Source organism: Mesorhizobium sp. M4B.F.Ca.ET.203.01.1.1 (assembly GCF_004791025.1).
Classification (GTDB): domain Bacteria; phylum Pseudomonadota; class Alphaproteobacteria; order Rhizobiales; family Rhizobiaceae; genus Mesorhizobium; species Mesorhizobium abyssinicae.
Genome location: NZ_SRUO01000007.1, coordinates 228,314 through 249,415, shown reverse-complemented (window position 1 = coordinate 249,415; position 21,102 = coordinate 228,314). Strand labels below are relative to the sequence as shown.

Below are 21,102 nucleotides of genomic sequence, written 5' to 3'. Positions count from 1 at the left end.
ACCCTGCAAGCCGCGGCTGTTCACGCCGAGGCTTGCCCCAATCCATCAATGCCCTCGTCGTTGACGATACCATGAGACGTTTGCCGGCGCATCGGCGCATTGGTCGGGTTTCCTACGCCTGCGAGGGGTCGCGCTTCCAACCGGGATAATACCCGCTGAAAGATATTGACTGTATATTTAGTCATAGTTACGTTGAGATCGAGTTGGCCAGTCGGCTCCGCCGGTGAATGGCCACGCATGAGAGGAACTATTTTCGTCGGACCCGAGGCCGCTTTTGCGGCCGGTCCCAACAATGGGAGAACAGCATGAACTGGAAATCGATCGCGACTGTCGCCGGGCTGTCGCTGATGGCCGCGACAGGCGCAGCCCGCGCCGACGGCGAGCTCAACATCTACAATTGGGGCAACTACACCAATCCCGACCTCATCAAGAAGTTCGAGGAGACCTACAAGGTCAAGGTCACCGTCACCGACTATGACTCCAACGACACGGCGCTGGCCAAGGTGCGCCAGGGCGCTTCGGGCTACGACATCGTCGTGCCGTCGGCCAGTGTCATGCCGGTCTGGATCAGCGAAGGCCTGCTGCTGGAGACCGATCCCAACAAAATGGAGAACTTCAAGAACGTCGATCCGAAATGGGTCGACGTGCCGTTCGATCCGGGCCGCAAATACACCGTTCCCTGGCAATGGGGCACGACCGGCGTCTCGGTGAACAAGTCGGTCTATTCCGGCGACCCGAACACGTCGGCCGTTTTCCTCGATCCGCCCGCCGAGCTCGTCGGCAAGATCAATGTCGTGCCGGAGATGGGCGACATCCTGTTCCTCGCCATCTCCTATTTCGGCGGCGAATACTGCACCGACGACAAGCAGGTGCTGAAGAAGGTGCGCGACAAGCTGGTCGAGGCCAAGGCGAAATGGCTTTCGTTCGACTATGCGGCCGTCGACGGCCTCGGCAGGGGCGATATCGCGGCCGGCGTGAACTGGAACGGCATATCGCTGCGCGAGCGGATGGAGAACGACAAGATCGTCTACGGCTATCCGAAGGAAGGCTATCCGATCTGGATGGACAATGTCGCGGTTCTCAAGGACGCAAAGAATGTCGAGAACGCCAAGCTGTTCCAGAACTTCATCATGGACCCGCAGAACGCGGCGATGATCTCGGCGTTCGCGCACTACGCGAACGGCATCAAGGGATCCGAGCCGTTCATGCCGGACGAGATGAAGGGTGCGCCGGAGGTCGAGGTTCCGGCTGAACTCGCCGCCAAGGGCAAGTTCATGCCGACCTGTCCGCCGGACGTGCAGGCGCTCTATACGAGGATCTGGACCGATCTCCAGAAATAGCCGCGCCGAAGTCTGTCCGGCCACAGTCGCCGGACCGCGACGCGCGGTCCGGTGTGTCCCTTCGCACCAAGCGCGGTTCCGCCGACCGTAGGAGACTGCCCATGACCGATCTCGATCTCTGCTACATGCCGGCCAGCGAGGCGCTGCGGCTGTTCAAGGCAAAGAAGCTCTCGCCGGTGGAACTGATGCGGGCCGTCATCGACCGCGCCGAGGCCACGAAGGAGACGATCAACTGCTTCACCTTCACGCATTTCGAGGAGGCCATCGGTCTGGCCAGGAAGGCAGAGGCGAAATACGCCAGGGGCGCAAGGACCGGGGCTCTCGAGGGCCTGCCGATCGGCATCAAGGACGAGAGCTACATCAAGGGCAAGCCGACATCGCACGGCTCGCTGCTGACCAGGGATGCCGTATGCGGCCATACCTCGACGATGAACGAGCGCATCATCAAGGCCGGCGGCATCGTGCATGCGCGCACGGCGACGCCCGAATTCAGCTGCGCCGGCTACACCTGGTCGAGGCGATGGGGCGTCACCCGCAATCCGTGGAATCCGGATTTCACGCCGGGCGGTTCGTCCGGGGGGGCGGCTGCGACGCTGGCCTCGGGCACGTCGTCGATAGCGACCGGGTCGGATATAGCCGGATCGATCCGCATCCCGGCATCGGCCTGCGGCCTTGTTGGCTTCAAGCCGCCCTACGGCCGCAATCCCGACGAGCCGCCGTTCAATCTGGACTTCTATTGCCACACCGGACCGCTGGCGCGAAACGTCAAGGACGCGATCCTGCTGCAGAATGTCATGGCTGGACCTAGCCCGCTGGACATCGCCACGCTGCGGCCGAAGCTGCGCCTGCCGGTCGACTACAAGCCGATCAAGGGCTGGAAGATCGCCTTCTCGATGGATCTCGGTTCCTTCGAAGTGGACGCCGATGTGCGCAGGAACACGCTTGCCGCATGCGATGTCTTCCGCTCGCTCGGCGCCACGGTCGAGGAAGTCGACCTGGGCTGGGGCGATGAGGTGCTCAAGGCCGGCATGGCCTATCTGGAGCATCTCTTCGGCGCCTCGCTGTCGCAATTGCTCGAGGAGCATGGCGAGGACATGACCAGCTATGCGCGGCGGTTCGCCGAAGATGGGCGCAAATCGAAGGCCACGGACTTTGTCGGTACGCTGGAGGTGGCGGCCCGGATGTATCAGACACTGGGTCCGTTGCTCGAAAAATACGATGTGCTGATCTGCCCGACGAACGCGCTTCCCGCGGTGTCGGCCGAGTTCGATCAGACCACGGACACTGTCGAGATCAACGGAAAGCAGGTGAACCCGTCGCTCGGCTGGGTGATGACAACCCCGTTCAACATGATGAGCCGCTGCCCGGTCCTTTCAATGCCGTCGGGGAGGGCGGCGAGCGGCGTGCCGACAGGCATCCAGATCGTCGGCCGCACCTATTGCGACGCCGATGTATTTCGCGCGGCGATGGCTTATGAGACGGCTCAGGGCCAATGGTATGGCAGCGCCGGGACCCGCCCTTCGCTTTGAGCAATCCCGGGCTCTCTCGCGTGGGTTCTGGCGGGCGGACGCCCGATGTCGCAAAATGGCGGTGGGACCGGAGGTTCCCCCGCAGGTTAGAAAAGGCCGATGAAAATGGCGCAGCGCAAGGCAACCGCAACTGCCGGAAAGCGGCCCACGATGGCTGAGGGCAGGGGGTCGGCGAATGATGCCGCGCCACCCAAGGACCGTCGGCGCGAGCGCGGCGAGGCGAGCGTCCAGCGCATCATCGATGCCACGATCGACCTCATCGCCGAGGAAGGGCTGGCGAGCGTCACCATGCAGCGCATCGCCGAGCAGGTCGGCTCATCGAACGCACTGGTCGTCTTCCATTTCCGCAGCAAGGAGAACCTGTTCCGGGCCGTCCTGCAGTATCTCAGCGATCGATATGATGAGCTGTGGGCCACCCTGGTGCGGGCGCCCGGCCTGACGCCGGTCGACAGGCTGCTGGGCGCCGTCGACTGCGCGCAACGCTTCGCCCGCCAGCATCCGAAATGGGTTTCGGTCTTCGTCGTGTTCTCCAGCGACCGCAAGAGCATGCAGATCTACAATGAAATCGGCTTGCCGAGCGACCTTGCCTACACCGCCGAAGCGCGCGAATTGCTGATCGAGATCTCGCGCAGCGGCGGCTATGCCGGCGTCGACATAAACACCCTGTCGGAGAGCCTGAACTATCTGGTGCACGGCGCATGGTACTGGGATCACCTGAACCCCTCCGGCCGCGACACCAATGTGCTGCGCAAGACCATGCTGCTCTTGCTGCATCAGGCTTTTCCCCGGCACTTTGACTTGATGCGCTAATGCTCGCTCAGGCGGGCTGCCGCAGATGGCAGCCCGCCTGCCGCTTTTGCGCCAGATACTCGTCGATGAGCTGGCGGTAGCGCACCTTGCCGAAGCTCGGGAAATGGCCGCCATGGACGACCGAGACGTCGAGGCCGCGCACGGAAAGCAGCGTCGCGACATAGTCGTCGACCAGCGAATGGTAGACGTCGTCGATCAGCGGCCCGTCATAGATGATGTCGCCCGACAGCAGGATGCCGGTCTTCTTCTCGAAGAGCGCGATGCCGCCCGGCGAATGGCCGGGCGTGTGGATGACCTCGAAGGCACGGTCGCCGAGATCGACGACATCGCCGCCCTCCAGCAAGCGACCCGCGGGCGCCGGCAGGATCTTGTAGCGCGCCGTGTCCCAATCTTGCGGCTGGCAATCGAACATCGCGTCGGTGGCATAGCGGTCGGCAACGGTCCATTCGTTGCGCGGGTCGGCGAGGATCGCCGCCTCGGCGGAATGCACGCAGCGGTCGGGGAATTCGTGGTGGCAGCCGATGTGATCGAAATGGGTGTGGCTGGCGACGCAGACGAGCTTGCGTTCGGTGACCAGAGGCACGTGGCGCCGAAGGCTGAAATGACCGAGGCCGGTATCGAAGAGCAGATCGCGGTCGCGGCCGCGCACGTGCCAGATGTTGCAGCGGTAGAACGGCTTTATCCACGGCTCGTGGATCAGCGTCACGCCGTCGCCCATGCGAATGGTTTCGTACCAGTCCGGGGCCTCGATGACCGGAAGCATGCTCGCCGCTCAGTTCGCCAGCAGGATGATGTCGGCAGCCTTGCATGAAACCGCCACCGTGTCGCCGGGCCTGACGGTCGCCGAGGCGGGCGCCTTGGCGATGAACTGCAGGGCGGGATCGAAAGCCGAGGTGGCGAGCACGCGTTTGAAGCTGCCCTGGAAGACGACGTCGCTCACCTTGGCGGCGCCGAGCGACACGTGTCCTTCCGCTTCGCCGAGGACAAGATGCTCCGGCCTAACGGCAAGGGCGACTTTCGCACCTGCCGCCGCGCTGCCGGGCAGCGAAATCGCGCCGGCCGGCGTCGCGATAGTAACTGACCCGTCCTTCGCCTCCGTCACGGTTCCGGAAAGGATCGTGCTTTCGCCCATGAAGGTGGCGGAAAAGCGCGTCGCCGGTCGCGCATAGACTAGCTCGGGCGCGCCTTCATCCTCGATGCGGCCGTCATTCATCACCACGCAATGGCCGGCCAGCGCCATCGCCTCTTCCTGGTCGTGGGTGACATGGACGAAGGCGGTGCCGACCCGCTTCTGGATCGCCTTCAATTCGTCCTGCATCTGCCGACGCAGCTTCAAATCGAGCGCGCCGAGCGGCTCGTCGAGCAAAAGCACGGCCGGCTCGATGACCAAGGCGCGGGCAAGCGCTACGCGCTGCCGCTGGCCGCCGGAGAGCTGATGCGGCTTCTTGTCGAAGGCGGCGGCCAGCCCGACCAGCGCCAGCGCCTCGCGCGCCTTCGCGGTGCGCGTTGCGCCGTCGACGCCCTGCATGCGCAGGCCAAAGCCAACGTTGCTGCCGACGCTCATGTGCGGAAACAGCGCATAGTCCTGGAACACCGTCGTCGTCGGGCGCTTGGCCGGCGGCACGGACGTGCAGTCCTCGCCGCGAATGAACACCTTGCCTTCGCTGGGCGTGACGAAGCCGCCGAGGATGGAGAGCAACGTCGTCTTGCCGGAGCCGGACGGCCCAAGCAGGATGGTGTAGCTGCCGGGCTCGATGGTCAGCGAAACGTTCTTCAACACCGCTTGCTGGCCGAAGCGATGCGAGACGTTGCGGATGTCGACCAGGGATGCGCTCATGCCGGCTTTCTCCGCAGCAGCGTCAGCTCGAAAAACACCACCAGGACGATGGAGACGGCGAAGACCAGCGAGCCGACGGCATTGGTCTTGGGATTGAGGCCGGAGCGCAGCAGGTTCCAGATCTCCACCGGCAGCGTGGTGTCGAAACGGGTGAGCAGGAAGGAGATGACGAACTCGTCCCAGGAGAAGGTCATCGACAGGAAGAAGCCGGCAAAGATCGCCGGCGCCATCACCGGCACCGTGATCAGCAAAAGCAACTTCCATTCCGGCGCGCCGAGGTCGCGCGCGGCGCGCTCGATGTTGATCTGGTGGTCGCCCATCTGGCTGTAGATGACGGCAAAGCAGAGCGGCAGGTTGATCACGACATGACCGATGCCGGCGGCGAGCAGCGATTTCGGCACTCCGGCCCAGTTGAACAGCACCAGAAGCCCCATGCCGATGATGAGGTAGCTGACCGTGAGCGGCAGCGTGATCAGCCCGCGCAGCAGGGCCGAGCCGGGCAGCGTGAAGCGCGCAAAGCCCCAGGCCGAGAGGAAGCCGAGCGTGACGGAGGCAGCCGAGGAGAGGATCGCCACCAGCAGCGAATTGACCAGCGCCGAAGTCAGCCGCGTGTCGGAAAGCACCGCCTGATACCAGCGCAGCGACGGTCCGGTGAAGGGCGGGATCGGGAAGGACGTCGCCTGCAGCGAAAACAGCACCAGCACGATCACCGGCAGGAAGATGAAGCCGTAGATGGCGATCGCGTAGAGCCAGGCAGCGGTGCGGACGATTGCGCGCATGGTCAGGCCCGCTCGATCTTCAGCCAGCGGGCGCAGGCGAGGTAGGCGACGGTTACGACCGCCATCAGGATGATCGACAGCGCCGAGGCGAGGGGGAAATCGCCACGCCTTCCGATCTGCATCATGACGAGCTGCGGCATGACCAGCTCATTGTTGCCGCCGAGGATCTGCGGCGTGATGTAGTCGCCGATGCAGAGCACGAAGGTGAGGAAGGCGCCGACCATGATGCCGGGCAAGGTCAGCGGCAGCACGACATGCAGGAAGGTGCGCACTGGCCCGGCGCCGAGGTCGGCGGCCGCCTTGCGATAGCTAGGGCTGAGCTGCTTGAGGTTGGCAAAGATGGTGAGCGTCAACAGCATGACGAAGAAGTGCACGAAGCCGGTGACGGTGGCGAAACGCGTGTTGGCAAGCTGCAGCGGCTCGGCAATGAGGCCAAGGCCTATGAGCGTCCGGTTGATGACGCCGTTCTGTGCCAGCACCAGCAGCCACGAATAGGAGCGCACGACATAGGAGGTCCAGAACGGCAGCACGGCCAGCATCAGCGCCAGCCGCTGCCAGCGTTCCGGCACCTGTTCGGCGAGGATCCAGGCGAAGGGATAGGCGAGCAGGATCGAGATGACGGTGACGATCGCCGTCACCTCCAGCGAGTTCACCATCGCCCGCCAATAGGACGGGTCGGTAAAGAACTGGCTGTAGTTGGCTAAAGTGAAGCCGCCGCCTTCATGCGCCGTGAGGCTGGAAAGACCCATGGCGATGAAGGGCAGCACGAAGAACGCCAGCGTCCAGCCGAGCGCCGGCGTGACCAGCGCCCAGGGCAGGGCACGGCCCGCCCGGGGCAGGGCGCGCGACCTGTTTCCCGCAACGCTCATCGGCCGCCTACTGCGCCTGCAGCATTTCGGTCCAGACGTCCTGCATCTTCTTGTCGAGATCGGGGTTCGGCGCCGGATAAGCCTGGGCGCGGGCGAGGAAGCCCGGCTGCTCGTCGAAGCGCAGGATCTTCTTCTGCTCGTCGCTCAGCGCCGCCTTGCTGTTGGCCGGCATGCCCCAGTAGCAGGAGGAGGTGGCAAGCCGCGCCTGGCCTTCCGGGCTCATGATGTACTCAATGAATTTCAGCGCCATGTCCTTGTTCTTGGAATCCTTGAACATGGCAAGCGACTGCGACCACAGCACCGCTCCTTCCTTCGGGATGGAGAAGTCCAGCGCCGGGTTCTCCTTGGCGAGACCGGCTGTCACCCATTCGCCGCCGCCGACCAGGATGTCGACCTCGCCGGTGGCCAAAGCGGTCTGGCTGGCGGTGACCTCGCCAACCAGCTTGGCGTTGGCCTTCATCTTGAGCAGCTCGGCCTTGATGGCGGGAAGGTCGGCCTCGGTGAGATCCGCCGTCTTCTTGCCGATGGCCAGAGCCGCCATGCCGATGACCGGAAGATAATAATCGTAAATGGCGACCTTGCCCTTGTACTTGTCGCTGGTGAGTGCCGCCAGCGACTGCATGTCGGCCGGGTCGACCTTGGTCTTGTTGAAGCCGATGGTGTTGTAGCCGAATTTTTCGGTGATGCCGTAGCGCTTGCCGCCGACGACCGTAGAGCCGTCCATCTTCACTTCGGGGAAGAGGTCGGCGAGGGGCAGCTTGTCTTCCGGCAGCGGCTCGAACAGGCCTTTCTCGACGCCGCGCGGCACATCGATGGAATCGATCACCATCACGTCCCAGTCGCCCGGCTGCGACTGCTCGACGATGGCGAGCCCCGCGCCGGTGCCTTCGAATTCCTTGACGTTGACCTTGACGTTGTTGGCCGTCTCGAAGGGGTCGAGCAGTGCCGGATCGGCATGGTCGCACCAGATCAGCGCGTTGAGGTCGGCGGCCTGAGCGGCGCCCGCCGCGAACAGCAGCGCCGTGGCCGCGCATGCGGCAGCAAGCTGCGACTTCAGGGCGGAAAGCGGATTCGTGGTTTTCAGTGACATTCGAGTGTTCTCCCTGCCTTGCTGGCTTGTTAAGGAAAAATTGAACCAATTCTAAAATTGAGTCAATTCTGTTTTTGTGGCAAGGAAGCGATATGAGCGGATTGCGAGCAAGGCAGAAGGCGGACCGGCACCGGCGCATCATCGAGGCGGCGGCAGCACTTTTCCGCGAGGCCGGCTATGAGGGCGCCAAAATCGAAACGATCGCCGCCCAAGCCGAGGTGTCGATCGGCACGATCTACAATTACTACCAGAACAAGGGTGACATACTCGGCGCCATCGTCTCGATGGAGGTCAACGAGGTGCTCAATGCAGGGCGAGGCGTGGTCGCCAGCCCGCCGGCCAATGTCGGCGATGCGCTGGACACGCTGCTCGGCATCTACATCGAGCATTCGCTGCATTATCTGAGCAAGGAGATGTGGCGGCAGGCGATGGCGATCTCGACGCAACAGCCCGACAGCCCGTTCGGCCAGGCCTACACCGGGCTGGACCGGGAATTGACCGAGCAGATCCGCGCGCTGATAGCCCGCCTGCAGGAGATCGGCCTGGTGCGCGCCGACATCGACGGGGCGGCGTTGGGCGAACTGATCTTCAACAACATGAACATGATGTTCATCGAGTTCGTGAAGCGCGAGGAGGCGAGGATACCGGAGCTGCGCGCGGCGATACGACGGCAGAACCGGATTTTGGTGGCGGCGATCGTCTCAGCGACAAAAACCGGGGAGGCGGCGAATTGATCACGATCCTAAGGTTGGCGCTGCTGTTGGAATCGATCTCTTCCACGAGAGACTCTCTGGAATCTGTGATTTCGGGATCGTGCGGAGCAATTCATACCTTGTGCGGTTTTCGAGCCACCAGAAGATAGTTCAGCGCGAACGTTGATGGGGTAGCGCCGCCTAAATACGCAAACCGCACATAGTATGCGAACAGCGAACGCATTACCTTCTTAATCGGAAGCGCGATCTTGGATTTCAACGTTACGGGAGATTCCTTAGGCGCGCGAAGCTCTTCGATCACAAAGCCAGCCGAACGCATCAATTCACGTATGATGCCAGAACCGAGGGCATGCACATGCGTTACGTCTGCATTCTGGATCGGAAGGGAGAATGGACTATCGCCGTTAGGGAACCTGGCTATCAAATAGCCACCCGGTTTCAGAGCAAAGAAGGCAAATTTACATGTTTTCAGTAGCTCTGAGTAATGGATATGCTCGAAAACATCGAATGCCACCACAGCGCTTAACGAACTCGCCGGCATATTTTCAATGCCATCTTTCACTATGAAGCCCATATCCAGGGCGCGGCCAATCAGCTCTGGCTGAAGCTCTGATCCAAATACGTCATATTGTTTCTCGCGTGCCCAGCCGAGAAACGACCCATTGCCGAATCCAATTTCAAAGATCGACGACACGCTTTCGCTAGGGCTCGGAAGCAGCGTCGCCACCTCAAGGTCATAAAAAAGATCCTCTCCTTTGTCGTATCTGCCGAATTGATCTTTGTCCCATCCTTTCCACTCGTGGTAACCTTCGTAGGACATAAATCACCCAAATCATCCGCGCGGCAGGCCTTGGGTCACGTGCAGGTCGTCAGAACATCTTTATGGCCAACGCCCTGGGCTTACAAACGCACTTATACAACTTTGCTAAAATACCTGGAAGCGGATCGCCTTGCCTGGCTTGAAGCGCGGTCAGGAGTAGCGAGCCTAACGCCAGTGAGCGGCTGACGTTCATTGAGACGGGACTGGAGCGGTTCGATGATCCGCCAACGGACGGCGACTTGTCGCATGACATCAAGTTCGACGGCTACCGAAGCTGCTCGCACAAATGGCCATCGTGCGGAGGGCAACACCGGAATTGGTTGAATGGCGAAATGCCGCTCGGCGAGCGGCTCAGAGAACTTCCCCCTTGAGATGTGATTGAAAACTGATACACTTTATTGGTGCATCAGGGGGGGGTATGAAATGCAGTTTTCCATTTGGCATTGGGCGATAGTGCTGCTGCTGATCGGCGTGCCTGTCTTCTTCGCTGTCCAGTCTGCAAGAAAACCTTCACAGAGCCCGGCGGACCTGGTGGGGTTTGGAGGCTGGTTGATGCTGCTGGCGATAGGTCAGGCACTGGCACCACTGCGCACACTCGCCGGCCTGGGCAATTCGGCCGAAGGCTTCCAACAACTCATGACTCTGCCAAACGGACCCCTGGCGGTTTATGGCGAGGTTGCTCTCAATCTCGCATTTCTGGCGCTTCAGCTGGTTGTGCTCGTTTCGATGCTGCGGCGAAGCCACCGCTTCCCGCAATTGTTTCTAGTCCAGTGGTTTGCGATTCCTGCCGCTTTCATTTTGGATACGGCGTGGATTTCAACTGTGCTTGCTGTCCCGGTCAACCAGGTACTTGGCGGAGATGCGCTGGCAACGCCCCTGGCTTCGTTCGTCTTTACCGGGATTTGGACCGCCTATGTCTACAGATCGGTCAGGGTAAGCAACACATTCACCAGGACAAGCGCACCTGGCCAAGTCGCGAGTGCTTCGTAGAGGAACGTCGCGCGCGTAGTCGAGCCGGAAGGCCTTAGGTAAGCAGCAAAACCGAACAACACTAGCCGCGAAATTCGCAACGAACCGCCCCCAATGAGCCACTGCAACCGTGGGGACGGCCGTTTTGCGTCTTCCGAGGCGTGCTTACTTCTGAAGAACCAGCCCGCTTGCCTGAAGCAGTTCATTGAAGGTGCCGGTCTGGCACAACGTCCGAACGCCGGCGTCTCCGGTCTGCGATGCGACGACCGAGCGGCCGGTCAACTCCCTAAAGGCCTCGGCGATCTGCGACTTATCTAGGTCCGAGTAGCACAGTGTCATCTTTTGCGAAGGATCCAGAACAAGCCGCTCAGCACCAGGAGATTTCCTCCGCGCGGAGACCACTTGGCTCGCCGACACGACGGTGGGGTAGCATTTCCAGAACAGGACCTCGCCAGCCTCCCCCTCCCAAAGCGCACACCCGCCTGAACCACAGTCGAGGACCCAATGTTCAGTTTCGCATACAGACATTTTCCCACTTCATCACGCTGAGAGCACCCGCTCACGGCGCAATTCCTATCAGTGGGCCATCGGGAGACAATGAAATGGATCACATTGTCAGGGTTCGACAATTCGCCAAGAGGCCGCACTGCAAGCCGCCGACTGATGGAGAGCAGCAAGCATTCAGACAGGCGCTGCAACGTGAGCGAGGAAAGCGGAGTGCGAGATTCCAATGTGGCCACCCCACGGGGTAACCGTGTGGGTAATTTCATCGCCTCCTTCAAAGCTATGGAAACAGCGGCGAGATGCCGGAACGCGGCACTCCCGAACGCGCCCGTTACCCCTCTTGATCTGCGGCATCAGACTGGAAGTTGATCAGACAGCTGGTGCCCCCGGACGGGATCGAACCGCCGACCTTCGGTTTACAAAACCGCTGCTCTACCAGCTGAGCTACAAGGGCATGGCGCTCCGGTAGCATATTCCGTGCGCCAGTAAAGACAAAACTCCGTTCGCGGCGGCTATTGGACCCTGCGAGGGTGGCCGGGTGGCATGCTGAAAATGGCCGGCCGGCTTCCTATATCCTGGAGAGATGCAATTACCTGGTCGAGGGTTTTCGCATGATCCGGCTCATCATCATCTTCCCGCTTGTCGTGGTGGCCTGGCTTCTCGTGGTCAAGCTCGTCAGCGATCTGAAGAAGGCCAGCATCGACTGGACCGGCGTCACCACCATCATCGGCTTCATCGCGCTCGCCTTCTGGCTCCGCCACATCACCGGCCTGGGCGGTTGACCTCCAAAGAGATCTGCAGGTCGATGACAGAGGCTGTCGGCGGGCACCGTCGACTTTGACGGACGCAAAGTCCACGCGCCGAACGGACTATTTTCCGCCGCTCGAAAAAATTTCAAAAAACTTCGAACCTTTTTCCAAGCCGCGACGACTGATGATCAAGAGGCGGATGTCGCCTCTCCATGAAACAGGAGATCGTCATGTTCAAGCGCACCATTGTTTCCGGCCTCATCGCCACCTCCGTCGCCGCCGGCTCGCTCGTCGGCACCGTGCAGCCCTCGGCCGCCCACAGCCACCATCACAACCGCGAAATCGGCATCGGCATTGCCGCCGGCGTCGGCGGGTTCGTGCTCGGCAGCCTGCTCTCCCAGCAGCAGCCGCAGCCCGTCTATGTCGACGAATATGGCGGCGGTTCCTCGCACGTCCGCCGCTGCCTCGCCCGCTACGCCAGCTACGACCCGTACTCCGACACCTATGCCGGCTACGACGGCTATCGTCATTACTGCCAGCTCTGAGAGGAGGTGAACCGCCTCAGGCAACCGGAAGAAGGGGCTTCTCCGTGGCCCCTTCTTCTGCCGTCGGGGGGCTGGCCCTGTTGCGTTGACAAGGCTTTCAAGTTGAAAAGCCTCCGCCGTCGGCGGTGTACAGCGATTTTGCGAGCGTCTAATCTCGCCCCAACGGCCAAACCGAGGAGGGACGCTTGGACGAACAGGATCCGAAGCAAGACTTGATCGAGCCCGTTTTCCGCAACGGCACGGTCACCACCGTCGGCATCCTGCTGGCATTTTCGCTGGGCTTCATCACCCATTGGGCCGCCAACCCGATCCCATGGCAAACCTACCATCTGCTGGCGGTGCTGCCGATCCTGATCGGCATCGCGCTGCAGATGCGGGCGCTGTCCTTGCTGCTCGACGTAAGCTCGCTGCAAAAGCCGATCTACGAGCGGGCCAACCGCATCTTCATCACCGGCCTGATCTTCACCGCAAGCGGCGTCGGCCTGGCGATCCTGCTCGACTTCTTCGAGATCGCGGGCAAGAGCGCGCTGCCGAACGGGTAGCTACTGGCAGATGTCGCACCATTCGGCGCTGACCAGGCCCGCCATGCGATCGACGCCGATCCTGACCGCGGCATTGGTGGCGCCGGCGGCCGGCACGACCTCGGCAAAGGCGCGCAGCGACACATCGCAGTAGATCGGCAAGGGCGAGGCGAGGCCGAAGGGGCAGACGCCGCCGACCGGATGGCCGGTGATCTCGGCCACCTGTTCGGCATCGAGCATGCGCGGCTTGCCACCGAAGGCGTCGCGCGATTTGCGGTTGTCGATGCGCGCGTCGCCGCGGGCGACCACCAGCAGCACCCGCACGCCGACCCGCATGCAGATCGTCTTGGCGATCTGTCCCGGCTCGACGCCATGCGCTTCGGCCGCGAGCGCCACGGTCGCCGAGCTTGTCGGCGTTTCGATCACCGCGATGTCGGGGGCATGCTCGGCGAAGAAGGCTTTGACGGACTGGAGGCTCATGCGTTTCCGGGCGGGAATGGATCGGAGGCGCAGACTTCGACCCGTTGCCGGACCGGTGTCAAGTCGGGCCAGAGTCAAGGCAAGCGCGTGGCGCTGACCTCGAACAGCGATGCCTCGGCAGTGCCTTGTGAAGAATGCCCGCCGATCATCCTGGTTATCTCGGTCGCCGCTTCGCGCACCAGCGGACCGATCTCGGCCAGACGCTCCGGCGTCACCCGAACGGTGGGCCCGGACACCGAAACGCCGCCGATCGGCTCGCCGAACTCGTTGAAGATGGCGGCGGCCACGCAGCGCATTCCCGGGTGCCGCTCCTCGTCGTCGACCGACCAGCCGCGATGCTTGATCGCGACAAGGTCGCGGGCCAGCGCCGAGATGTCGGAAAGCGTCTTTTCGGTGAAGCGCTCAAGCCCGGCGCGGCGCAGGATGGCAGCGACACGCTCGGGATCGAGATGCGCCAGCACCGCCTTGCCGATGCCGGAGGCATGGAAGGAGCTGCGCGTGCCCGGCCGGAAGAAGGCGCGGATCGCCTGGTGCGTCTCGACCTGGCTGACGAAGACGACGCAATCGTCCTCGGCAACGCCGAGATTGGAGGTCTCGCCGGTCTTTTCCATCAGTTCCTGCATGACGATGCGGGCGCGATCGACCAGTTTGCGGCGGCGCAGGAACGCGGCGCCCATGCGGTAGGTCTCGACGCCGATCGACCACAGCTGGTCGGTGCCGTCGAACTCCACCATGCCGTGGTTCTCCAGCGTCGTAAGCATGCGGTAGGCGGTGGAGGCGGCAAGGCCGCTTTGCGCCGATATCTCGCTCAGCGACAGGCCGCTGCCTTCGGCGACGATGGCAAGGATGCGCAAGGCGCGGTCGAGCGACTGCACGGAGGCGGCTTCGGACGGGCCGTTGAAGGAGCGCGGACGGCCGCGCTGCCGTTTTTCGCTGGTTTCCATGATGGCATTCTCGCCGATTTCGCCGATTTGGCAATGAAAAAGTTTTTCATCGCTCCGCGAGGCTGAATTCTTGGAAAACGGAAAGCGCAGTAAAATCATATCGTAAAAGTCATTTTCTAGAAATGAAAAAATATTCTGAAAAAATTGAAAAATAGCGGGCGTGCTGGCATTCTCAGCCAACCAACAAATTCGTGGAGGCTTTGCAAATGGCCAGGATGCGCGCTGTCGACGCTGCCGTTCTCGTTCTCGAAAAGGAGGGCATTTCGTGCGCCTTCGGCGTGCCGGGCGCGGCGATCAACCCGCTTTATTCGGCGTTGAAGGCGAGGGGCACCATCCGCCACGTGCTCGCGCGCCATGTCGAAGGCGCCTCGCATATGGCCGAAGGCTATACGCGGGCCAAGGCCGGCAATATCGGCCTCTGCATCGGTACCTCGGGCCCGGCCGGCACCGACATGATCACCGGGCTCTATTCGGCGGCGGCCGACTCCATTCCGATCCTGTGCATAACTGGCCAAGCTCCCCGCGCGCGCCTCAACAAGGAGGATTTCCAGGCCGTCGACATCGCCGCGATCGCCTCGCCGGTCGCCAAATGGGCGGTCACCGTCATGGAACCCTATCTGGTGCCGATGGCGCTGCAGAAGGCCTTTCATCTGATGCGCTCGTCGCGGCCGGGTCCGGTCCTCATCGACCTGCCGGTCGATGTGCAGATGGCCGAGATCGAATTCGACATCGACGCCTACGAGCCGCTCGCCCGGTTCAAGCCGGCGATGACGCGCGCCCAGGCCGAGAAGGCGCTGACGATGCTCAATCAGGCGGAAAGGCCGCTGATCGTCGCCGGCGGCGGCATCATCAATGCCGATGCGTCCGACCTGCTGATCGAGTTCGCCGAGGTCACCGGCGTGCCGGTCATCCCGACGCTGATGGGCTGGGGCACGATCCCCGACGACCATCGGCTGATGGCCGGCATGTGCGGCCTGCAGACCTCGCACCGCTATGGCAATGCGACGATGCTGGAAGCCGACTTCGTCTTCGGCATCGGCAACCGCTGGGCCAACCGCCACACCGGCTCGGTCGACGTCTACACCAAGGGCAAGAAATTCATCCATGTAGATATCGAGCCTACCCAGATCGGCCGGGTCTTCGCGCCTGACCTCGGCGTCGTCTCGGATGCCGGTGCGGCGCTGAAGATGCTGCTCGACGTCGCCACCGAATGGCGGACGGCGGGCAAGCTGCGCGACTGGTCGGGCTGGGCGAAGGAATGCCAGCAGCGCAAGAAGACGATGAAGCGCAAGACGCATTTCGAGCAGGTGCCGCTGAAGCCGCAGCGCGTCTATGAGGAGATGAACAAGGCTTTCGGCCGCGACACCACCTATGTCACCACGATCGGCCTGTCGCAGATCGCCGGCGCGCAGTTCCTGCATGTCTACAAGCCGCGCAACTGGATCAATTGCGGCCAGGCCGGCCCGCTCGGCTGGACGCTGCCGGCGGCGCTCGGCGTGCGCGCGGCCGATCCGGACCGCGATATCGTCGCGCTCTCCGGCGACTACGATTTTCAGTTCATGATCGAGGAACTGGCGGTCGGGGCGCAGCACAAATTGCCCTATATCCACGTCGTCGTGAACAACGCCTATCTCGGCCTGATCCGCCAGGCGCAGCGCGGCTTCTCGATGGACTACGAGGTCAGCCTTGCCTTCGAGAACGTCAACCGGGCGAACGATCCCGAAGCGGGCTACGGCGTCGACCATGTCGCGGTCGCAGAGGCGATGGGCTGCAAGGCGGTCAGGGTGCGCAAGCCGGAAGAGTTCGCCGGCGCCTTCAAGCAGGCGCAGCGGCTGATGAAGGAGCACCAGGTTCCGGTCGTGCTCGAATTCATCCTCGAGCGCGTCACCAACATTTCCATGGGCACGGAAATCGACAAGATCACCGAGTTCGAGGAATTGGCCGAACGCAATGAGGATGCGCCGACGGCCATCATGATGTTGGATTGAGCCCGGCGGGGAGAAGGAGAAAAAGAATGCCGCGTTTTTCAGCCAATCTGTCGATGCTCTTTGGCGAGCACGAGTTCCTCGACCGCTTCGATGCCGCCGCCCGCGCCGGCTTCAAGGGCGTCGAATATATCGGCCCTTACGATCATGCGCCGGACGTCGTCGCCGCGCGCCTGAAGAAGAACGGGCTGACGCAGGTTCTGTTCAACTTGCCGCCGGGCGACTGGGCAAAGGGCGAGCGCGGCATTGCCGTGCTTCCCGATCGGGTACCGGAATTCCGGCAAGGGGTGGCCAAGGCCATCACCTATGCGCATGCGCTCGGCTGCGAGCAGATCAACTGCCTTGCCGGCATCGCACCACAGGGAGCCGACCGCGCGGTGCTGGAGAACGTCTTTGCCGAGAATCTGGCTTTCGCGGCCGAGAAGCTGGAGCAGGCCGGCATCCGGCTTTTGATCGAGCCGATCAACACGCGCGACATTCCGGGCTTCTTCCTGAACTATTCGGACCAGGCGCTGGCGCTGATCGACCGCATAGGCTCGAAGAACCTGTTCCTGCAATACGACATCTACCACATGCAGATCATGGAGGGGGATCTCGCCCGTACCATCGAGGCGAACCTCGGCCGCATCGCGCATATCCAGCTTGCGGACAATCCCGGCCGTCACGAGCCGGGGACGGGCGAGATCAACTATCCCTTCCTCTACGAACACATCGACCGGCTCGGCTATTCCGGCTGGATTGGCGCCGAATACAAGCCGAAGGCCGGCACGGACGCAGGGCTGGGCTGGTTCAAGGCATTGGCCGGCCAGGGCAGCGCGGCCGCCTAAAGCCTTCCTTCTCCCCGTCACTATACGGGGAGAACGTGCCGGCAGGCGGATGAGGGGCAGCGCCGTACCTTCGGCTAGTTGCAGTTACGAATTTCAGGAGCGAACCAATGGAAACCATCGGCTTTATTGGCCTCGGCATCATGGGCGCGCCGATGGCGGGGCATTTGCTGGATGCCGGCTACCCCGTCGTCGCCAGCGACCATCGCTCCAAACCGCCGGCTGACCTGATCGGCAAGGGGCTGAAGACCGTCACCGGCCATGCCGCCGTGGCGAAGGCGGCTGATATCATCATCACGATGGTGCCTGATACGCCTCAAGTCGCCGACGTCCTGTTCGGCCAGCACGGCGTCGCCTCCGGCCTGTCCAAGGGCAAGCTCGTCATCGACATGAGCTCGATCTCACCTATCGCCACCAAGGAATTCGCGAAAAGGATCAACGATCTCGGCTGCGACTATCTCGACGCGCCGGTATCGGGCGGCGAGGTCGGCGCCAAGGCGGCCTCGCTCACCATCATGGTCGGCGGCGAGGAAACGGCCTTCGAGCGTGCCAGGCCGGTGTTCGAGAAGATGGGCAAGAACATCACGCTCGTCGGCCCGAACGGCGTCGGCCAGACGACCAAGGTCGCCAACCAGATCGTCGTTGCCCTCACGATCGAGGCAGTCGGCGAAGCCCTCGTCTTCGCCTCGAAGGCGGGCGCCGATCCGGCCAAGGTTCGCCAAGCGCTGATGGGCGGGCTCGCCGCCTCGCGCATCCTCGAAGTGCATGGCGAGCGCATGATCAAGCGAACCTTCGCGCCGGGCTTCCGTATCGAACTGCACCAGAAGGACCTCAACCTGGCGCTGGAGGGCGCCAAGGCGCTTGGCGTCTCGCTGCCCAACACCTCGACCACACAGCAGCTGTTCAATTCCTGCGCTGCCAATGGCGGTGCGAAGGAGGATCACTCGGCGCTGGTCAGGGCGCTGGAGCGAATGGCGAATTTCGAGGTCGGCGGCGACGCGGCGGAAACCAAAGGCAAGGCAGCATAGGATCAGGAGAGGGCGGCGCAACGTTCCCAAGCCGCCTGCTCCTTTCCTGTCCGAGAGCGGCTTCCAGCGTTGTTGCTGGGATCCGTTTCTCGTTCTTGATCTTTCCGGTTAAGGCGGACTGCCGCTTCGGTCTCAGCCGCGCTTCAGGAATGCGCGCGCCGCATAAAGGCTCACCGCCGCCGCGTTGGAAACGTTCAACGAGCGGATTGCACCCGGCATGTCGAGGCGGGCCAGCGCGGTCACCGTGTCGCGCGTCTTCTGGCGCAGGCCCTTGCCTTCGGCGCCGAGCACCAGGGCGATCTTGTCGCCGGCGAATGTTTTCTCCAGCTCGGCCGGTCCGTCCGAATCGAGCCCGATGGTCTGGAAGCCGGCCTCGTGCAGTTGTCCCAGTGCGTCGGCGAGGTTCTTCACCTCGATCTGGTCGATATGCTCGAGCGCGCCGGAGGCCGACTTCGCCAGCACGCCCGATTCCTGCGGGCTGTGGCGGGCCGTGGTGATCAGCGCGCCGACTCCGAAAGCGACCGCGGAGCGCAGGATCGCGCCGACATTGTGCGGATCGGTGACCTGGTCGAGCACGAGCACCAACTGAGTGTCGCCAAGCGCGTCAAGGCGCTTCGGCTTCAGCGGCTCGGCCTCGATCAGCACGCCCTGATGCACTGCATCGGATCCGGTGATCCTGTCGATCTCCTTTGGCTCGACCAATTCGGCCTTGAAGGGCAGGGCGGCGAGGTCGGCGATCGCCAGCCGCTCGGCCGCGTTGCGCGTCACCAGCATTTTCCTGATCTTGCGCCGGGAATTGTCGAGCGCCGCCCGCACCGTGTGCAGCCCATAGAGCCGCACCAGGCCGTCGCCGGGGGATTCGCCCGGCGGCAGCGGCTGGCGTGGCCGGAATGCGGGTGCGCCGCCGGCCTTCTGGTCGCGGTGGGCGCGACGCAGCTTGGCGTAGTGAGTGTCTTTGGGTGTTCCGGGCTTGTTGTCTTTGCTCATGGCGGGCTTCTATAGCCGTGTCGTCGGGCCATGGATACTGGCAGAAGCCGGCTTGCCGAGGATGCTGTCAAATTCAGCGCATTTTGCCGGGACGTGCGGTTGACACCCACCAGCCTTGCCGCCATAAGGCGCTTCGCTGATTTCGGAGAAGACTTCTACTCGGGCTCCGGATCGGCAAATGCCTCGTTGCATGGCTCCGGCGGCAGACTGGAGAGGTGCCCGAGTGGTTAAAGGGGACGGACTGTAAATCCGTTGGCTTAGCCTACGTTGGTTCGAATCCAACCCTCTCCACCACTGCCGGCCCGGAAGCCCTGAAACGAAAAAGTCTCGGACCGAAAAGCGCATGGCGCTTTTTGGGTGAATCCGGTACTTCAGTGTAAGGCGCGGGTATAGCTCAGTGGTAGAGCAGCAGCCTTCCAAGCTGAATATGCGGGTTCGATTCCCGCTACCCGCTCCAGATTTCCCGAATGAAAGTCACGGAAGTGCCGCCCAGAAATCCTGGGAGTCAAACGCTTGGCTGCCTGGCCTAGGCAACCGGTATCAGCCGGCGCCTTCTTTCGTCCAGCGACACGATGGCAAGGCCGCTGGCCACCACCAGCAGGATGCCGCAGACGGCGAGCGCGTTCGGAAACTGGCCGAACACCAGCAGGCCCGAGATGACCGCCCACACGGTGAAGCAATAATAGAACGGCGCCACCGCGCTCGTCGGTCCGACGCGATAGGCCATGAAGATGAAGAAATGGCCGAAGATCAGGAACAGTCCGGCGCCGGCGATGAGCAAGAGGTGGCGGGGCTCCGGCATGACCCAGGGCTCGGAAACGAGATGCGCGACGCCGGAGCCGACCAGCACGACCACGACCGCGGAAATGGCGACGATCATGCCCGGCACCTCGGCGCCGACCTTGCGGCCGGCAAGATCTCGCGCGGCCGACAGGACCGCGTTGCCGAGCGCCAGCAAGGCATAGACCGAAATCCCTTGCATCGTCGGCTGCGCCACCATCAGCGCGCCGATGAAGCCGACCCCGATCAGCGCCATGCGCGCGCCGCCGATACGCTCGCCGAACAGCACCGAGGCGCCGACCAGCATCAGCAGCGGCGTGATCTGCCCGAGCGCCGTTGAATCGGCGATCTGCATGTTGGCGAGCGCCACGACGTAGCAAAGGATCGCCGCCAGTTCGAGCAGGTTGCGGCGCAGCACCTTCCTTTCGAAGATCAAAGGGACCTGCCTGGCATAGCCGAGCAGGACAAGCAGCGGAATTCCCCAGAGCGCCGCCGCGACGCCGCGCAGGAACAGCACCTCGTAAGGCGGCAGGCCGGTGGTCGCGAGCTTCATCATCGTATCGTTGACCAGGTAGGACCCGGTCGAGACGACCATGAACAGCGGGCCGCGGATGTTCGTCGGGATGAACTGCATGCGGCGAAGAAATCAGACCGATGCGGCAGCGGCAATGGGCCAGCGGCCGGGGCGGCTTTCGCCCATTTCATTTTTCGCCTAGCGACCCTATATCCACGCCACACCCCCCGAAATCGGATCATGGGTTCGGACCGAGCGAGGGCGCTCAGCCACAAGGCACTTGTGTTTTTCAGCCGTTGTCGCTAATCGCCCCGCATTCGACTGAACTGAATGTCCAGGCCGTCCAAGGAAAGAGACTATGGCAAAAGGTAAATTCGAGCGCACCAAGCCGCATGTGAACATTGGCACGATCGGCCACGTCGATCATGGCAAGACGTCGCTGACGGCGGCGATCACGAAGTATTTTGGCGAATACAAGCGCTATG

The 21,102-nt window shown here is 62.6% G+C and carries 23 protein-coding genes and 3 tRNA genes; 14 read left to right on the top strand and 12 right to left on the bottom strand.

All coding sequences use genetic code 11. The features are described 5' to 3' along the window. Positions 1-305: 305 nt before the first annotated feature. The 3 genes from EN846_RS17995 to EN846_RS17985 all read left to right on the top strand — a co-directional run bounded on the left by EN846_RS17995 (position 306) and on the right by EN846_RS17985 (position 3,679). On the top strand, positions 306-1,340 hold the full coding sequence (locus tag EN846_RS17995) for an extracellular solute-binding protein (protein WP_127393610.1): 1,035 nt from the start codon (positions 306-308) through the stop codon (positions 1,338-1,340). Between the two features lie 101 nt (positions 1,341-1,441). Beyond that, the gene (locus EN846_RS17990; protein WP_127393611.1) at positions 1,442-2,869 is read left to right on the top strand and encodes an amidase; all 1,428 of its coding nucleotides are present in this window, start codon (positions 1,442-1,444) and stop codon (positions 2,867-2,869) included. Between the two features lie 150 nt (positions 2,870-3,019). After that, on the top strand, positions 3,020-3,679 hold the full coding sequence (locus tag EN846_RS17985; protein WP_245493509.1) for a TetR/AcrR family transcriptional regulator: 660 nt from the start codon (positions 3,020-3,022) through the stop codon (positions 3,677-3,679). Positions 3,680-3,686: 7 nt separating this feature from the next. On the opposite strand, the gene EN846_RS17980 is transcribed toward EN846_RS17985, so the two are convergent. The 5 genes from EN846_RS17980 to EN846_RS17960 are packed head-to-tail and all read right to left on the bottom strand — an operon-like array spanning position 3,687 to position 8,254. Then, positions 3,687-4,442, bottom strand: a complete 756-nt coding sequence (locus tag EN846_RS17980) for an MBL fold metallo-hydrolase (RefSeq protein ID WP_127284019.1) — start codon at positions 4,440-4,442, stop codon at positions 3,687-3,689. Positions 4,443-4,451: 9 nt separating this feature from the next. Then, entirely contained in the window at positions 4,452-5,516 is a 1,065-nt protein-coding gene (locus tag EN846_RS17975; protein WP_127284020.1) for an ABC transporter ATP-binding protein, read from the bottom strand. Next, positions 5,513-6,295: an ABC transporter permease gene (locus tag EN846_RS17970; protein ID WP_127284021.1), complete on the bottom strand. Its 783-nt coding sequence runs from the start codon at positions 6,293-6,295 to the stop codon at positions 5,513-5,515. Before EN846_RS17970 ends, EN846_RS17975 begins: the two co-directional genes overlap by 4 nt. Before the next feature lie 2 nt (positions 6,296-6,297). Further along, complete coding sequence (locus EN846_RS17965; RefSeq protein WP_127284022.1) at positions 6,298-7,164, bottom strand: ABC transporter permease; 867 nt, start codon at positions 7,162-7,164, stop codon at positions 6,298-6,300. A 7-nt stretch (positions 7,165-7,171) separates the two neighbouring features. Further along, on the bottom strand, positions 7,172-8,254 hold the full coding sequence (locus EN846_RS17960) for a spermidine/putrescine ABC transporter substrate-binding protein (RefSeq protein ID WP_127284023.1): 1,083 nt from the start codon (positions 8,252-8,254) through the stop codon (positions 7,172-7,174). A 92-nt stretch (positions 8,255-8,346) separates the two neighbouring features. Here EN846_RS17960 and EN846_RS17955 point away from each other — a divergent pair, with 92 nt between their 5' ends. Next, positions 8,347-8,988: a TetR/AcrR family transcriptional regulator gene (locus EN846_RS17955; protein ID WP_127284024.1), complete on the top strand. Its 642-nt coding sequence runs from the start codon at positions 8,347-8,349 to the stop codon at positions 8,986-8,988. Positions 8,989-9,079: 91 nt separating this feature from the next. On the opposite strand, the gene EN846_RS17950 is transcribed toward EN846_RS17955, so the two are convergent. Then, positions 9,080-9,787, bottom strand: coding sequence for a class I SAM-dependent methyltransferase (locus tag EN846_RS17950; protein WP_127284025.1), 708 nt, complete (start codon positions 9,785-9,787; stop codon positions 9,080-9,082). A 423-nt stretch (positions 9,788-10,210) separates the two neighbouring features. On the opposite strand from EN846_RS17950, the gene EN846_RS17945 reads away from it, so the two are divergent. Continuing rightward, a complete protein-coding gene (locus EN846_RS17945) occupies positions 10,211-10,777 on the top strand; it encodes a DUF2569 family protein (protein ID WP_127393407.1) in 567 nt (188 codons plus the stop codon). Positions 10,778-10,921: 144 nt separating this feature from the next. Here EN846_RS17945 and EN846_RS35590 read toward each other — a convergent pair whose 3' ends face one another. Together EN846_RS35590 and EN846_RS17940 are read right to left on the bottom strand one after the other, a co-directional pair. Further along, positions 10,922-11,095: a hypothetical protein gene (locus EN846_RS35590; protein WP_189523698.1), complete on the bottom strand. Its 174-nt coding sequence runs from the start codon at positions 11,093-11,095 to the stop codon at positions 10,922-10,924. 543 nt (positions 11,096-11,638) lie between these two features. Next, positions 11,639-11,714, bottom strand: a tRNA-Thr gene (locus EN846_RS17940). A gap of 157 nt (positions 11,715-11,871) precedes the next feature. Here EN846_RS17940 and EN846_RS35170 point away from each other — a divergent pair. The 3 genes from EN846_RS35170 (at position 11,872) to EN846_RS17930 (ending at position 13,096) form a co-directional block, all read left to right on the top strand. Beyond that, positions 11,872-12,042: a hypothetical protein gene (locus EN846_RS35170; RefSeq protein WP_187331306.1), complete on the top strand. Its 171-nt coding sequence runs from the start codon at positions 11,872-11,874 to the stop codon at positions 12,040-12,042. A 179-nt stretch (positions 12,043-12,221) separates the two neighbouring features. After that, a complete protein-coding gene (locus tag EN846_RS17935; RefSeq protein WP_245493450.1) occupies positions 12,222-12,554 on the top strand; it encodes a BA14K family protein in 333 nt (110 codons plus the stop codon). Between the two features lie 185 nt (positions 12,555-12,739). Further along, on the top strand, positions 12,740-13,096 hold the full coding sequence (locus EN846_RS17930) for a hypothetical protein (RefSeq protein ID WP_127287295.1): 357 nt from the start codon (positions 12,740-12,742) through the stop codon (positions 13,094-13,096). On the opposite strand, the gene EN846_RS17925 is transcribed toward EN846_RS17930, so the two are convergent. Together EN846_RS17925 and bhcR are read right to left on the bottom strand one after the other, a co-directional pair. Continuing rightward, positions 13,097-13,555, bottom strand: coding sequence for a YbaK/EbsC family protein (locus tag EN846_RS17925; RefSeq protein WP_127394214.1), 459 nt, complete (start codon positions 13,553-13,555; stop codon positions 13,097-13,099). It lies immediately after the preceding gene. A 74-nt stretch (positions 13,556-13,629) separates the two neighbouring features. Then, complete coding sequence (gene bhcR / locus EN846_RS17920; RefSeq protein WP_127394215.1) at positions 13,630-14,499, bottom strand: HTH-type transcriptional regulator BhcR; 870 nt, start codon at positions 14,497-14,499, stop codon at positions 13,630-13,632. Between the two features lie 206 nt (positions 14,500-14,705). Here bhcR and gcl point away from each other — a divergent pair, with 206 nt between their 5' ends. The 3 genes from gcl (at position 14,706) to EN846_RS17905 (ending at position 18,336) form a co-directional block, all read left to right on the top strand. Beyond that, entirely contained in the window at positions 14,706-16,487 is a 1,782-nt protein-coding gene (gene gcl / locus EN846_RS17915) for a glyoxylate carboligase (protein WP_127393970.1), read from the top strand. 26 nt (positions 16,488-16,513) lie between these two features. Continuing rightward, positions 16,514-17,311, top strand: coding sequence for a 2-oxo-tetronate isomerase (gene otnI, locus EN846_RS17910; protein WP_127393971.1), 798 nt, complete (start codon positions 16,514-16,516; stop codon positions 17,309-17,311). Positions 17,312-17,418: 107 nt separating this feature from the next. Further along, positions 17,419-18,336, top strand: coding sequence for a 2-hydroxy-3-oxopropionate reductase (locus tag EN846_RS17905; RefSeq protein WP_127393972.1), 918 nt, complete (start codon positions 17,419-17,421; stop codon positions 18,334-18,336). A 132-nt stretch (positions 18,337-18,468) separates the two neighbouring features. Here the strand turns inward: EN846_RS17905 and EN846_RS17900 are convergent, their stop codons facing one another. Further along, positions 18,469-19,323, bottom strand: a complete 855-nt coding sequence (locus tag EN846_RS17900) for an RNA methyltransferase (RefSeq protein ID WP_127394355.1) — start codon at positions 19,321-19,323, stop codon at positions 18,469-18,471. Between the two features lie 209 nt (positions 19,324-19,532). Here EN846_RS17900 and EN846_RS17895 point away from each other — a divergent pair. Both EN846_RS17895 and EN846_RS17890 read left to right on the top strand, forming a co-directional pair. Then, positions 19,533-19,617, top strand: a tRNA-Tyr gene (locus tag EN846_RS17895). An 89-nt stretch (positions 19,618-19,706) separates the two neighbouring features. Next, a tRNA-Gly gene (locus tag EN846_RS17890) sits at positions 19,707-19,780 on the top strand. A 69-nt stretch (positions 19,781-19,849) separates the two neighbouring features. Here the strand turns inward: EN846_RS17890 and EN846_RS17885 are convergent. Beyond that, entirely contained in the window at positions 19,850-20,737 is an 888-nt protein-coding gene (locus EN846_RS17885; protein WP_127287118.1) for a DMT family transporter, read from the bottom strand. A 238-nt stretch (positions 20,738-20,975) separates the two neighbouring features. Here EN846_RS17885 and EN846_RS17880 point away from each other — a divergent pair. After that, positions 20,976-21,102 (top strand): GTP-binding protein (locus EN846_RS17880; RefSeq protein ID WP_244571411.1); only part of this gene is annotated, 127 nt, incomplete at its 3' end.

Coding starts and splice junctions, on each gene's coding strand:
- EN846_RS17945 (WP_127393407.1), top strand. CDS start 10,211: ATGCAGTTTTCCATTTGGCATTGGGCGATAGTGCTGCTGCTGATCGGC.
- EN846_RS17960 (WP_127284023.1), bottom strand. CDS start 8,254: ATGTCACTGAAAACCACGAATCCGCTTTCCGCCCTGAAGTCGCAGCTT.
- EN846_RS17955 (WP_127284024.1), top strand. CDS start 8,347: ATGAGCGGATTGCGAGCAAGGCAGAAGGCGGACCGGCACCGGCGCATC.
- EN846_RS35170 (WP_187331306.1), top strand. CDS start 11,872: ATGATCCGGCTCATCATCATCTTCCCGCTTGTCGTGGTGGCCTGGCTT.
- gcl (WP_127393970.1), top strand. CDS start 14,706: ATGGCCAGGATGCGCGCTGTCGACGCTGCCGTTCTCGTTCTCGAAAAG.
- EN846_RS17995 (WP_127393610.1), top strand. CDS start 306: ATGAACTGGAAATCGATCGCGACTGTCGCCGGGCTGTCGCTGATGGCC.
- EN846_RS17925 (WP_127394214.1), bottom strand. CDS start 13,555: ATGAGCCTCCAGTCCGTCAAAGCCTTCTTCGCCGAGCATGCCCCCGAC.
- otnI (WP_127393971.1), top strand. CDS start 16,514: ATGCCGCGTTTTTCAGCCAATCTGTCGATGCTCTTTGGCGAGCACGAG.
- EN846_RS17975 (WP_127284020.1), bottom strand. CDS start 5,516: ATGAGCGCATCCCTGGTCGACATCCGCAACGTCTCGCATCGCTTCGGC.
- EN846_RS17950 (WP_127284025.1), bottom strand. CDS start 9,787: ATGTCCTACGAAGGTTACCACGAGTGGAAAGGATGGGACAAAGATCAA.
- EN846_RS17935 (WP_245493450.1), top strand. CDS start 12,222: ATGAAACAGGAGATCGTCATGTTCAAGCGCACCATTGTTTCCGGCCTC.
- EN846_RS17905 (WP_127393972.1), top strand. CDS start 17,419: ATGGAAACCATCGGCTTTATTGGCCTCGGCATCATGGGCGCGCCGATG.
- EN846_RS17900 (WP_127394355.1), bottom strand. CDS start 19,323: ATGAGCAAAGACAACAAGCCCGGAACACCCAAAGACACTCACTACGCC.
- EN846_RS17985 (WP_245493509.1), top strand. CDS start 3,020: ATGGCTGAGGGCAGGGGGTCGGCGAATGATGCCGCGCCACCCAAGGAC.
- EN846_RS17965 (WP_127284022.1), bottom strand. CDS start 7,164: ATGAGCGTTGCGGGAAACAGGTCGCGCGCCCTGCCCCGGGCGGGCCGT.
- EN846_RS17885 (WP_127287118.1), bottom strand. CDS start 20,737: ATGCAGTTCATCCCGACGAACATCCGCGGCCCGCTGTTCATGGTCGTC.
- EN846_RS17980 (WP_127284019.1), bottom strand. CDS start 4,442: ATGCTTCCGGTCATCGAGGCCCCGGACTGGTACGAAACCATTCGCATG.
- bhcR (WP_127394215.1), bottom strand. CDS start 14,499: ATGGAAACCAGCGAAAAACGGCAGCGCGGCCGTCCGCGCTCCTTCAAC.
- EN846_RS17990 (WP_127393611.1), top strand. CDS start 1,442: ATGACCGATCTCGATCTCTGCTACATGCCGGCCAGCGAGGCGCTGCGG.
- EN846_RS35590 (WP_189523698.1), bottom strand. CDS start 11,095: ATGACACTGTGCTACTCGGACCTAGATAAGTCGCAGATCGCCGAGGCC.
- EN846_RS17970 (WP_127284021.1), bottom strand. CDS start 6,295: ATGCGCGCAATCGTCCGCACCGCTGCCTGGCTCTACGCGATCGCCATC.